Source organism: Limnobacter sp. UBA3528 (genome assembly GCF_002377005.1).
In the GTDB taxonomy this organism is placed as follows: domain Bacteria; phylum Pseudomonadota; class Gammaproteobacteria; order Burkholderiales; family Burkholderiaceae_B; genus Limnobacter.
On record NZ_DFOZ01000052.1, the window covers coordinates 1 to 11,988 of the forward strand.

At 53.4% G+C, this 11,988-nt stretch carries 10 protein-coding genes and 3 tRNA genes; 3 read left to right on the forward strand and 10 right to left on the reverse strand.

Annotated elements, in window-relative coordinates; all coding sequences use genetic code 11:
- Positions 1-72: 72 nt before the first annotated feature.
- The 3 genes from B4N58_RS13820 to B4N58_RS13830 form a co-directional block, all read right to left on the reverse strand.
- Positions 73-147, reverse strand: a tRNA-Thr gene (locus tag B4N58_RS13820).
- Between the two features lie 17 nt (positions 148-164).
- A tRNA-Gly gene (locus tag B4N58_RS13825) sits at positions 165-238 on the reverse strand.
- Between the two features lie 53 nt (positions 239-291).
- Positions 292-377: transfer RNA gene (locus B4N58_RS13830), tRNA-Tyr, on the reverse strand.
- Between the two features lie 50 nt (positions 378-427).
- Here B4N58_RS13830 and B4N58_RS13835 point away from each other — a divergent pair.
- Entirely contained in the window at positions 428-1,651 is a 1,224-nt protein-coding gene (locus tag B4N58_RS13835; RefSeq protein ID WP_050771130.1) for an AmpG family muropeptide MFS transporter, read from the forward strand.
- Here B4N58_RS13835 and B4N58_RS13840 read toward each other — a convergent pair.
- Positions 1,601-2,623 carry an AraC family transcriptional regulator gene (locus tag B4N58_RS13840; protein ID WP_008248022.1) on the reverse strand — a complete coding sequence of 341 codons (1,023 nt, stop codon included), beginning with the start codon at positions 2,621-2,623 and terminating at the stop codon, positions 1,601-1,603. The genes B4N58_RS13835 and B4N58_RS13840 overlap by 51 nt on opposite strands.
- Before the next feature lie 108 nt (positions 2,624-2,731).
- On the opposite strand from B4N58_RS13840, the gene B4N58_RS13845 reads away from it, so the two are divergent.
- Positions 2,732-3,628, forward strand: a complete 897-nt coding sequence (locus B4N58_RS13845) for an alpha/beta fold hydrolase (RefSeq protein WP_156799511.1) — start codon at positions 2,732-2,734, stop codon at positions 3,626-3,628.
- A gap of 20 nt (positions 3,629-3,648) precedes the next feature.
- Positions 3,649-4,470 carry an SDR family NAD(P)-dependent oxidoreductase gene (locus B4N58_RS13850; protein WP_291750418.1) on the forward strand — a complete coding sequence of 274 codons (822 nt, stop codon included), beginning with the start codon at positions 3,649-3,651 and terminating at the stop codon, positions 4,468-4,470.
- Here the strand turns inward: B4N58_RS13850 and glmS are convergent.
- From glmS to hslU, 6 genes are all read right to left on the reverse strand, one after another.
- Positions 4,457-6,298, reverse strand: coding sequence for a glutamine--fructose-6-phosphate transaminase (isomerizing) (gene glmS, locus B4N58_RS13855; RefSeq protein WP_008248028.1), 1,842 nt, complete (start codon positions 6,296-6,298; stop codon positions 4,457-4,459). The two genes, B4N58_RS13850 and glmS, sit on opposite strands and share 14 nt — an antisense overlap.
- A 16-nt stretch (positions 6,299-6,314) precedes the next feature.
- Positions 6,315-7,682, reverse strand: a complete 1,368-nt coding sequence (gene glmU, locus B4N58_RS13860) for a bifunctional UDP-N-acetylglucosamine diphosphorylase/glucosamine-1-phosphate N-acetyltransferase GlmU (RefSeq protein ID WP_291750419.1) — start codon at positions 7,680-7,682, stop codon at positions 6,315-6,317.
- Between the two features lie 14 nt (positions 7,683-7,696).
- Positions 7,697-8,968: an FIST signal transduction protein gene (locus tag B4N58_RS13865; RefSeq protein ID WP_008248032.1), complete on the reverse strand. Its 1,272-nt coding sequence runs from the start codon at positions 8,966-8,968 to the stop codon at positions 7,697-7,699.
- Positions 8,969-9,622, reverse strand: coding sequence for a PhaM family polyhydroxyalkanoate granule multifunctional regulatory protein (locus B4N58_RS13870; protein WP_291750420.1), 654 nt, complete (start codon positions 9,620-9,622; stop codon positions 8,969-8,971). It abuts the gene before it with no gap.
- 56 nt (positions 9,623-9,678) lie between these two features.
- On the reverse strand, positions 9,679-10,566 hold the full coding sequence (argB, locus tag B4N58_RS13875) for an acetylglutamate kinase (RefSeq protein WP_008248035.1): 888 nt from the start codon (positions 10,564-10,566) through the stop codon (positions 9,679-9,681).
- A gap of 87 nt (positions 10,567-10,653) precedes the next feature.
- Positions 10,654-11,985: an ATP-dependent protease ATPase subunit HslU gene (hslU, locus tag B4N58_RS13880; RefSeq protein WP_008248036.1), complete on the reverse strand. Its 1,332-nt coding sequence runs from the start codon at positions 11,983-11,985 to the stop codon at positions 10,654-10,656.
- Positions 11,986-11,988 lie beyond the last annotated feature (3 nt).

An 11,988-nucleotide genomic window follows, 5' to 3' on the forward strand; every position in this document is an offset into this window, starting at 1 on the left:
ACGCTCAAACTTTTCTTTTGCCATGACGACCTCGGTGCGGGCACCCAACGAAGGAGTGCGGTTATAACGGTTTGGTGCTCATGGGCAGGATCGAACTGCCGACCTCTCCCTTACCAAGGGAGTGCTCTACCACTGAGCCACATGAGCAACTTTCTATTAAAGCCTGGAGCGGGTGAAGGGAATCGAACCCTCGTCTTAAGCTTGGAAGGCTTCAGCTCTACCATTGAGCTACACCCGCACACCTTGTACACCCCTTTTCAGAGGCGCACTCGGTTAAACTGCTTGAATTCTTGGTGGAGAGAGTTGGATTCGAACCAACGTAGGCGTAAGCCAACAGATTTACAGTCTGCCCCCTTTAGCCACTCGGGCATCTCTCCAAAAGAGAACCCCGGATTATGGATGCTTTTTTAAATAACGTCAACACCTCATGCCCCCTTTCCGTCTTATTTGTATATTAATTCTTGGTTTTTCGAGCGGACTGCCCCTTGCTTTGACAGGAAGCACCCTGCAGGCGTGGCTTGCGGTTGAAAATGTGGACATCAAAACCATTGGTTTGTACGCGGTGGTGGGATTTCCTTACACCTACAAGTTTTTGTGGTCGCCCTTTCTTGATTATTTGAAACCTGGCTTTTTTGACCAAAGGCGTGGCTGGATTGCACTCATGCAATTGGCCTGTGCCGGATTGATTGCGGCCATGGCATTTGTTGATGCGCATTCTGCCTGGACAGTGGCTGCGGTTGCGGTGGCAATCGCCTTTTGCTCATCCACCCAGGACATGGCCATAGATGCTTACCGCACCGACTTGCTGCCCGCTACTGAACGCGGCCTCGGGGCGGCCTACTATGTGACTGGCTATCGAGTGGCCATGCTGGTTTCCGGCGGACTGGCACTGATACTGGCCGGCGAGTACTTGGGCTGGACCGGTACCTACCTGCTGATGGCTGGGTTAATTGCCGCCTGTGCGGTGATAACAGCCTTGAGCCCCACAGCTGACACCCCCGAGGACCTCGCCAGGCGTGAAGCAAAACGGAAGCTGTTTGACATTGTTAAAGAATCAACGCGCAACTTCTTGAGCAAGGAAGCGGCAATCTGGATTTTGGTGCTGATTGTGCTTTACAAGGTGGGAGATGCGTTTGCGGGATCTTTGACCACCGCATTTCTACTCAAGGGACTGGGCTTTACCCTGACTGAAGTTGGCGCCGTGAATAAGACAGTGAGCCTGATCGCGACATTGCTGGGTGCATTTTTGGGAGGCGCCCTGATGACACGGATGGGGCTGTATGGATCGCTGATGCTATTTGGTATTTTTCAAGCGGTGTCCAATTTGTCATTTTGGGTGCTGTCTGTGATGGAGCCAAGCATTTGGGCAATGGGCGGTGCGGTGTTTGTTGAAAACCTGTGCGGTGGCATGGGCACAGCTGCGTTTGTGGGTTTGTTGACCAGCCTGTGCAGCAAGGAGTTCTCAGCCACCCAATACGCTCTGCTGTCCTCGCTGGCGGCCATGGGGCGTGTTTACCTGGCCGCGCCTGCAGGGTATGTGGTGGCAGCTTACGGATGGAGCGACTTTTTTGTGTTTTCGACTGCAGCAGCAATTCCCGGGCTAGTGGCGCTCTATCTGCTTCGATCGAGCATCCAGAAACTGGCGAGGTGAGCAGTTGTGCCATTTCTGAAAGGCGTGGATAAAAGCCGAGGGCGATGAATAGCCCAACCGGGCCGAAACCTCGGACACGCTGAGCCCGGTGGAACTGAGCAGTTCTTCGGCCATGGTCTGGCGGACCTCCGCCAGGAGGTCGCGATAACTGGTGCCTTCATCGGTGAGGCGCCTGCGCAAAGTGCGCTCGGTCATGAAGTGATCCGTGGCAATTTGCGCAAGGCTTGGAGACGAGGACAGGTCAGCCAACAATTTATTGCGCAACCAAGCCGACACGCCGCCCCGCTGCATGCGGCGTGACAGCAAATTTTCAAGTTGGGTTTCACAAAAACGGGCGCTGTGCTCGTTGGCTTTGGGCAGAGGCAAGTTAAGCCACTGTTCATCAAATGTGGCCCTGTTGACGGAGGCATTGAACTGCGGAATGCAACCGAACATGGCTTCGTATTGAGCCATGGGTGCATTGGGTGCGAAGGCAAATTCAACAACGCGCAACGGCAAACTGACACCAAACAATTCTCGCTGCAAAACCTGAATGGCAGAACAATCGCGCTCAGCCACGAACGAACGCACTGCCGGGGGCAAATGATCGACAGACAAGATCATGGACGCCAACCCGTTGCCCAAGGCCAATTCAACTTTGGAGAAAGCAAATGTAAGGTCGAGATACCTCAAGCCCAGCTCGACGGCTTGCCGGAAGGTGGGGCTGGTAATGAGTGCATAACCCCAAATTCCGTAGGTGGTGAGGTGATACTCGGAACCAGCCATCAGCCCAAGCCCGGGTACTTTGCCATGCAGGCGCACCAGGTTGTGAATCACCTGCAGCTCTTGATCAGGATCAATTTCGAGATGAGGGTCATCAAGCTGGGCCGGCAAGATCGAGGAGCCCGTGAGCAGCGCGCTGCGGGTTGAGCCGAGCCTTATGCCCAGTTCACAGAGGATTTTCACGCTGACAACAGTTCGACGAGCTGGCATAGGAGTGCTGGATTTGTCCGGAAATATCAACCACCATTGATTGTAATCAAGTTCGCGCGCGGCGTGGGGCTTCTACACTGTCATGAATAAAACCCTGGGAGACATCGATTGAGTGGATTATTGAATGAGTTTGGATGGGCAGGCCCGGACAGGAATACGCTGATCGAGAAACATGCGCTGCCAACATCGATGTTTCTGGAGTGCATGGGTCTGAAAGTGCACGTGAGCATCGAGGGCAGCGGACCCGATGTAGTCATGATTCACGGCTTTGCTGCCAGCCTGCATACATGGAGTGATGTCTGTGCGCAGATGAGCAAGCAATTCCGGATCATTCGGTTCGATTTGCCACCATTTGGTTTGACGGGGCCGGCACTCGACGAACAAGGGCAAGTTCGAAAAATGGACGTTGCTTTTTATCAGCAGTTTGTAGATGCCGTTCTGGACGAATTGCAGATTAAAAAATGTGTGATGATCGGCAATTCATTTGGAGGATTCTTGAGCTGGGATCAGGCGCAAAGGCATCCAGAGCGCGTGCGTGGCTTGATCATTTCTGATGCGGTGGGGTATCAGCAACCGCTGCCGATTTACATCACGCTGTTTACGATTAAACCGATTGCCTGGATGACTCGACATGCAGTACCGGCATTTTTACTGCGAATGGCGGTGCGTGATGTGTATGGTGACAAACGCAAATTAAAGAAAGAAGTGCTGGACAGGTACCTCGAGTTGTTTATGCACAAACCAAATCGAAGCGCAGTGGGTCAGATGGTCGGTGTATTTACCGATGGAGAACTGGGTTCGGAACGTTTGCCTGAAATTCAGTGCAAGACGTTGATTGTATGGGGCGGGGATGACCGATGGGTGAGCATTGAAATGGCGGGCCGATTCAACCGGGATATTCCAAATTCGGAACTGAAGGTGTATCGAGGGGTGGGTCACATTCCGATGGAGGAGACACCCGAACGTTTCGCCGGAGATTGCATCTCTTTCATTGAAAATCTTTGATCTCAATTCTGGAATAGATTATGAAAAATAAAGTGGTATTCATTACTGGCGGCGCAAGGGGCCTTGGTGCTGGATTGGCAGCAAAAGTGCTCGGAAAAGGCGGGAACGCTTTTATTGTGGACTTGAACGCAGAGGCGGTGTTTGAGCAAGTTGAAACACTGGGCGGAGAACGTATTGCTGGCTGTCAGGCCAATGTGTGTAAACCCGCAGACCTTGAACTTGCCATGGCGGAATGCAAAGAGCGCTTTGGCAAAATTGACGTGGTAGTTGTGAATGCGGGAATTCTGAAAATGGGCTCAATCGAGCATATGAATCCGGCTGACTTTGACGCAGTGATGCAGGTGAATGTACACGGTGCATTCAATACTATTCGCGCTGGTATTCCTTACCTGCGCGAAACAAAAGGTTACCTACAAGTTATTTCCTCATTGGCAGCAGCAATTCATACGCCACTGATGGGTCACTATGCAGCCTCCAAGGCGGCAGTTGAGGCGTTGGCGGATGTGGCCCGGCAGGAGCTCGCGCTGGACGGGATTGATGTGGGTTGTGTGCACCCCACCTTCACCAACACTGCAATGATCAAGGAAGTGAATGCTGGTGTGCTGTGGGGAGGGCACAAGGGCGCCTTTGCTGCGGTGGAACCTGAACAGGTAATCGATGCGATGTTCCGTGGCATCGAGAAGCGTCAGCGTAAAATTATTGCGCCCAAAACCATTGCACCTTTGATACTGGCACCCGGCTTGTTTCACCGGGTGGCTGAGGGACTGGGGCGACTGCAGGGCTCAGAGCAGGCCCTGAAAAAATTCAAGGCTGAAGAGGCAGAATCGCTTACTCGACGGTGACCGACTTGGCAAGGTTACGGGGTTTGTCCACATCCGTACCCTTGACCAAAGCCACGTGATAAGACAACAACTGCAAAGGCAAGGTGTGCAAGATGGGAGACAAGTGCCCGGCGTGATCAAGCAAGTTGATAACGTGCACACCATCGGCTTTTTCGATCTTGGTGTCACGATCTGCGAAAATATACAGCTCGCCACCCCGTGCACGGACTTCCTGCAAATTCGACTTCAACTTTTCAATTAAGGTGTCTTTGGGTGCGACGGCAACCACTGGCATGTCCGCATCCACAAGCGCCAAGGGACCGTGCTTTAACTCCCCAGCCGCATAGGCTTCAGCGTGGATGTAGCTGATTTCCTTGAGTTTCAATGCACCTTCCATAGCAATGGGGTAATGTACGCCTCGCCCTAAAAACAAGGCGTGGCGCTTCTCGGCAAAACTGAGGGCCAGTTCCTTGATTTCCGGCTCGAGCGCCAGAATATTCTGCATGGCCGAGGGAAGATGACGCAGTTGCGTGAGCAAGGTTTTTTCTTGTTCAACTGTGAGTTTTCCGCGCAACTTGGCCATGACCAGCGTGAAAGTGAAAAGCGCAGCCAGTTGCGTTGTAAATGCCTTGGTTGAAGCCACTCCGATTTCGGGACCTGCACGCGTTAAAAATTTCAGGTTACTTGCACGTATGAGTGCGGACTCTGGCACGTTGCATATGGACAGCGCATTGACCATGCCTTGTGACTTGGCGTGCTCAAGTGCAGCCAGGGTATCGGCAGTTTCGCCGGATTGTGAAATAGTGATGACCAGTGTGTTGGGCAGGCTGACGCTGGTGCGATAGCGATACTCACTTGCAATTTCGACGTTGGTGGGGAGCGCTGCAATCGACTCAAGCCAATAGCGCGCCACGGATGCGGCGTGGTAGCTAGTGCCACATGCCAGAATAAGCACTTGCTGAATGCCGGGAAGAATATTGCCCGCTTCCGCACCAAACAATTCGGGTTTGACCGCCGATGCATTGCTGACCATTTCCAGCGTGGCAGCAATAGCACCAGGTTGTTCGTAAATTTCCTTTTGCATGTAGTGGGCGTAAGGGCCCAGTTCAACCGCATCGGCTGACAGCTGACTTTCAATAATGGGCCGATCAACCTGAAGGCCCTCACCGTCAAAAAATGAAACCCCGGTAGTTTGAAGTTCGACGACATCGTTTTCTTCAAGGTAGGTAATTTGTTTTGTGTAGGCCACCAGTGCGGAAGCATCGGAGGCCAAAAAGTATTCCCCCTCGCCGTGGCCCACCAAAAGCGGCGCACCTTTCTTGGACGCCAGCAAGGTAAGCGCCGCCGTGTTGCAAATCACTGCGATGGCAAAAGCACCTTCCAGCTTTTTCACTGTGGCCTGAACGGCAGCTCGCAACTCGAGACCCTGAACCAAATGCTTGTGGGTGAGGTGTGCAATGACTTCTGTATCGGTGTCGGATTGAAAAACATAGCCTTCCGCGGTGAGCGCTTTTCGGATTTCTTCGTGATTTTCAATGATGCCGTTATGCACCACGCTCACTGAGACGCCCTGCCCTTCACTAATGTGAGGGTGTGCATTGCGCTCACTGGGCACGCCATGAGTGGCCCAGCGCGTGTGAGCGATGCCCATGCGTGCACTGAGGGTTTTGGTGCTGGAGTCAAGTTCAACCACACGCCCCACGCTGCGCGCACGGTGGATCGATTGGTCGGTATCAGACTGAATGGCCAGTCCTGCCGAGTCGTATCCGCGGTATTCGAGTTTCTTCAGGCCATCGATCAACACTGGCACGCTGTTGGTTTTGGAGAGTACGCCGACGATTCCGCACATGGTGTGAGGTATTCCTTTATTTTTTGGTTGATTTGACCGGGCGTTTCCAGCCCGTGATCGTAATTTGTTTGGCACGCGAGACGGTGAGTGCGTTCTCTGGCGCGTCTTTGGTGAGAGTTGTTCCCGCACCAAGTGTGGCGCCCTTCTTCACGGTCACGGGCGCTACCAATTGGGTGTCTGAGCCGATGAAAACATCGTCCTCAATGATGGTGAGGTGCTTGTTGGCACCATCATAATTACAGGTAATGGTGCCTGCTCCCACATTCACCCGCTCACCAATTTGCGCGTCACCAATGTAGGCCAGGTGATTGGCTTTGGATTGATTTGCAATGCTGGCGTTTTTAACTTCAACAAAATTGCCAATGTGCACTTCATTGCCCAATTTTGCACCGGGGCGCAAACGCGCATAGGGGCCGATGACGGCCTTTTCGCCCACAGTGGCGTCAGTTAGATGGGAATAAGCTTCGATGCGGGTACCCGCGGCAATAGTGACGTTGTTAAGCACACAGTAAGGGCCGATGGACACTCCGTCACCCAAGGTGACCTCACCTTGAAAAACACAGCCCACATCGATGGATACATCTGCGCCACAGCGCAGCGTGCCACGCACATCGATTCGGGCGGGATCGAGCAGCTGCACACCTTCGATCATTAATTTTTCAGCCTGATGAAGTTGCCAGATACGCTCAAGCTCGGCCTGTTGAACTCGGGAATTGACGCCCGACACTTCCCAACTGTGCGTGGGCTGACAGGTGCGCACCAGCAGCCCATCTTCATGTGCCATCGCGATGATGTCGGTGAGGTAATACTCACCTTGCGCGTTGTTGTTACTCAGTTTGCCTACCCAGTTTTTTAACTGCGCGGTGGGGCAAGCAAGAATGCCGGTGTTGACTTCGGTGATGGTGAGCTGCGAGGGAGTCGCGTCTTTTTGTTCGACAATGCCAACCACGGCCCCCTCGATATCGCGAAGTATGCGGCCGTAACCATGCGGATTGGACATGTTCAGGGTCATCAATCCCATTTGACCAGCCAGCGCGGCTTGAACCAAGGGTTGCAAAGATTCAAATTGAATGAGAGGGACGTCGCCATACAGAATTAGGGTGACCGGATGATCAGCCAAGGCCGAGCTTGCACACTGAACCGCATGACCCGTGCCCAGTTGCTCTGACTGAGTGGCAAACCGAATACCAGGCTGGGAGGACAAATGATGCTGAACCGCCTGGGCACCGTGCCCGACCACCACCACTACATGCGGGTTTTCAAACTGCAAAGCTGTACCCACCACACGGCCCAGCATTGATTGACCGCCCACAGGATGCAGCACCTTGGGCAGGGCGGACTTCATGCGAGTACCCTTGCCTGCTGCGAGTATCAAAATATTCATGTCAATAATCAAATTTAAAAAAATAAGGCCAGGACACCGGTGTAACCGTACAGGGCTCCACGGAAAATTTCACCGTTTGCTGAGAAACCTATAAGAGGAATGTCCCCCAATTGTTCTCGGACAATTTGCTGTTCGACGCCCTGCAGTCCGAACAATGCGGCACCCCGCCCATTGCAAGCAATGTACACTGCGCCACGAGGTTTGCGCTGAGAATGGATTCCAGAAAAACCGGCAGCCTGAAGTTCATTGAGTTTGGGTGCAGGTGCATCCAGATCTTCGCGCAGTTCAGCGCACATTCGCGTCAAGTCGACCCGAGCGGAATTCTCATCGCGGGTGCAGAAAGACAGGCGATCACCTAACTTGAAGTCTTCAGCTACAGCCAAGGATTTTTTGTTCGGATCCATGCCGACCACAGGACGTACTTTCAACTGATGCGCCTCGGAGCGGCCAGCCGTATAACCTTTTAACGCAATAGATTCGGCAAGTGCCCGGTCTGTTAACCCCACAAACAGGCCATGTGCAAAACGTTTGGCCAACACCTCGGCGGCCTGGCTTGCGGGATCGCCTTCGTCCGAATCGGGCTGTAGACCCAAATCTGCGAGCAACACATCTAGCGCGGGCAAACCATCAAGTTCTTCGACAAAATTACCTCGAAGCCCAGTAATTTCATGCTCGACGCCCACCACTTGAACGCCCTGAGTCATGCGTACCTCGATGGGTAAACCACTGGCAAACACCACACCTGACACACCACCGGAAAGCGGTTCAAGCGCAATGTGGGTATTGGCTGTACCAGCGCAGACCAGACCACCAAAAATTTGGCGAGTACTGACTTTGAGCGACAGATCATCAAGCAGATCGTCAATGTCCTCAGTCAGCGGATCGATGTGGATTAGCGCGGAGTGCATGGCGTCCCGCCCCGAAGCGGTAACTGTACCTGGCTTGGGCAATGGCAATTTGCCTGAAAAAACGCGCGCAGAATCGGCAGGGAACTCCATCAACATGACGGCCAGTGCCGGCTCTTGGTAATACTCAACACCACTGCTGCACACACCGGGCGCCAACCCGCCAACCCATTCTTTGATACCCGTTCTCTGGCGCAACCCATGAAGAATTTGCGGCATGCTCTCGGCGAAGGCTTCTGTGGCGTAAATCAAACCCAGCTTTTGTGGCCGGGAAATGTCGCTTGCGAACTGCTCCAGTTGCATTTGGCCTTCGAGTTGCACCAACACGAGTTCAAGTGCTTCTCTCCAGTTGGGGTGTGTGGCGTGGCCAAAACGAAACATCTAGGTCCTTGTGCGCGCGGGGCGGGTGCTGCTTGAAGTTTTCTTGCGAGGCGTAGCCGCGCGCTTGGCTTTGGGTTTAACTGGTTTTTTGGATGGTTCAGCATCATCGGGGCTAACATCAGCCCCAGAACCTGTCATGGCTGCGGTGGCAACCACTTTGTTGAATTGGTCTTGAAGCAGACCCCACCAGGCAGTGGCATTTGAAACAATGGCCTTTGAGGACTCCTGGGCCGCTGCATCGCTTGGTGTGGTAGCTGCTGGCTCAGGATCGGGAATTTTGGGCGCAACCGGCTCAACACGAGGTACGGGTGGCGGAGCCACCGCAGCCTGCATGGCATTTCGGATGATTTCCTCGTTCACGGCTTGATTAACATCGCTGGCCCGGTCACCACCCAGACCAAGATTCGAACTGAAGGACTTTATGGTGGCGATGGTGCCGCGCTGCACTTCCAGCCCCTGGATGGTGGCCCGAAGCATACTGAGGTTGACATTCAACCACTGTTCAACAGCTTTAAGATCGGAGATGCGCTTGTCGAGCTCATCGAGATCGGTGGTTGGATTCATCACGCTGGGGATAGGCAAACTTCCCCAGATTTTTTTTACAAAATCAAATCCATCGGTGACCGACAAATTGGATATTCTTTTGTTCGACATGCTTCCCCCTGCGTTTGGCGCGGATTGCCCTGCTGAGCAGCTCAGTAAACGGGAACTCAGTGACTACGAATCATGGTGCCCACGCCCTGGTCTGTCAGAATTTCAAGCAGAAGGCAGTGAGGAACACGGCCATCTACCACGTGAACTGAGTTTACTCCGCTTTTCGCTGCCTCAATCGCAGAAGACAACTTGGGCAGCATTCCGCCCGAAATGGTGCCATCTTCGAACAATTCATCAATTCGTTTGGCGGTCAGGCCTGTGAGCAACTTACCATCTTTGTCCAAAACCCCTGGGGTATTCGTCATCATGATGAGCTTTTCAGCCTTCAGGATTTCGGCAATTTTACCGGCCACGAGGTCGGCATTGATGTTGTAGGCCATGCCGTCTTCACCAAAGCCAATCGGTGAGATGACAGGAATAAAGGCGTCGTCTTGCAAGGCCTTCACAATGGCAGGGTCGATGGATGCGATTTCGCCCACGAAGCCAATGTCGTGGAACTTGCCTGGTTCGCTTTTGTCCGCCAGCTTCATTTTGCGAGCCTGAATCAGCCCACCGTCCTTGCCCGTCAGGCCCACTGCCTTGCCGCCATGCTCGTTAATCATCATGACGATGTCTTGCTGTACCTGACCACCCAAAACCCACTCCACCACTTCCATGGTTTCTTCGTCGGTAACACGCATGCCTTGAATGAAGGTGCCTTGTTTGCCAATGCGGCGCAAGGCTTCATCAATTTGGGGACCACCCCCATGCACTACAATGGGATTGATACCCACCAGCTTGAGCAAGACGACATCGTGAGCGAAGGATTTTTGCAGATTCACATCAGTCATCGCGTTGCCGCCGTACTTGACCACCACTGTTTTGCCATGAAAGCGGCGGATGTAGGGCAAGGCCTCGGACAGAACTTTGGCTTTGATTGCGGAGGTTAGATTGTCTGTGGTCATGAGTTGTCCGGGTAGAAACAGGGCACAAAATGCATTTTAAAGCGAATCTACCCGGACAACGGTGGCGAGAATGCCGATCGACGGATTCTAGAGAATGAATTGGGCAAGATCCTCGGATTTGGCCGCCTCGCCGAGACGGGAGTCGACAAACTCGGCTGTGATTTTCACTGGTCTGGGTTGACCATCGGCCTCGAATGCCACCTCTTCGAGAAGACGCTCCATGACGGTGTACAAGCGACGCGCTCCGATATTCTCGGTTTTCTCGTTCACGGTGAATGCGATTTCGGCCAACCTGCGAACGCCTTCGTCGGTGAACTCGAGCTCGACGCCATCCGTCGCCAACAGGGCTTTGTACTGCTCGGTAAGACAAGCATCGGTGCTTGTCAGGATTCGTTTGAAATCATCAACGGTCAATGACTCCAGTTCAACCCGAATCGGGAAGCGCCCCTGCAGCTCAGGAATGAGATCGGAAGGACGCGACAAGTGGAAGGCGCCACTGGCCACAAAGAGGATGTGATCTGTCTTAATCATGCCGTACTTGGTGTTGACCGTGGTGCCCTCCACCAGCGGCAGCAAATCGCGCTGAACGCCCTGGCGTGAAACATCGGTGCCTCGCCCATCGGCCTTGGTCGCAATCTTGTCGATTTCATCGAGAAATACGATTCCGTCCTGTTCTACCCTGGCTATTGCCTTGGCTCGCACTTCTTCCTCATTCACGCGCTTGGCGGCCTCTTCATCCTGAATCGCCTTGAGCGCCTCGGCCACTTTCATTTTCCGCAGCTTTTTCTTGCCGCCAGAAATATTCTGAAACATGGACTGTAATTGCCCGGTGAGTTCTTCCATGCCGGGCGGGCCGACGACATCTAGCGAAGGTGACGCTGCAGCCACCTCAATCTCGATTTCCTTGTCGTCAAGTTCGCCAGCGAACAACTTCTCGCGAAAACGAATTCGAGTGCGGTTCTCATCGGGCTCAGGGGCTTTCTCGGTGAAACCGAAATCGCGCGCAGGGGGCAGCAGCGCATCCAGCACCCGATCAAACGCAGCAGACTTGGCTTCTTCGACCACGCCAAGCTGCGCCTCTTCCCGAACCTGTTTCAAGGCTATTTCAATCAGGTCACGAATGATGGTGTCTACATCGCGCCCCACATAACCCACTTCAGTGAATTTGGTGGCTTCAATCTTGATGAAAGGCGCGTTGGCCAACTTGGCCAGGCGACGTGCGATTTCTGTTTTACCCACGCCGGTTGGGCCGATCATCAGAATGTTTTTGGGTGTAATTTCCTGACGCAGGGGCATGGGCACCTGCATGCGACGCCAGCGGTTGCGAAGTGCAACCGCGACAGCTCGCTTGGCGGCATCTTGGCCAACGATGTTCTTGTTGAGTTCTTCAACAATATTTGAAGGTGTAAGTTGAGTCATGTT

Coding starts and splice junctions, on each gene's coding strand:
- glmS (WP_008248028.1), bottom strand. CDS start 6,298: ATGTGCGGAATCGTCGGCGTACTCTCCAAAACCAACAGCGTGCCAGTG.
- B4N58_RS13850 (WP_291750418.1), top strand. CDS start 3,649: ATGAAAAATAAAGTGGTATTCATTACTGGCGGCGCAAGGGGCCTTGGT.
- B4N58_RS13840 (WP_008248022.1), bottom strand. CDS start 2,623: ATGCCAGCTCGTCGAACTGTTGTCAGCGTGAAAATCCTCTGTGAACTG.
- hslU (WP_008248036.1), bottom strand. CDS start 11,985: ATGACTCAACTTACACCTTCAAATATTGTTGAAGAACTCAACAAGAAC.
- B4N58_RS13870 (WP_291750420.1), bottom strand. CDS start 9,622: ATGTCGAACAAAAGAATATCCAATTTGTCGGTCACCGATGGATTTGAT.
- B4N58_RS13835 (WP_050771130.1), top strand. CDS start 428: ATGCCCCCTTTCCGTCTTATTTGTATATTAATTCTTGGTTTTTCGAGC.
- argB (WP_008248035.1), bottom strand. CDS start 10,566: ATGACCACAGACAATCTAACCTCCGCAATCAAAGCCAAAGTTCTGTCC.
- glmU (WP_291750419.1), bottom strand. CDS start 7,682: ATGAATATTTTGATACTCGCAGCAGGCAAGGGTACTCGCATGAAGTCC.
- B4N58_RS13865 (WP_008248032.1), bottom strand. CDS start 8,968: ATGTTTCGTTTTGGCCACGCCACACACCCCAACTGGAGAGAAGCACTT.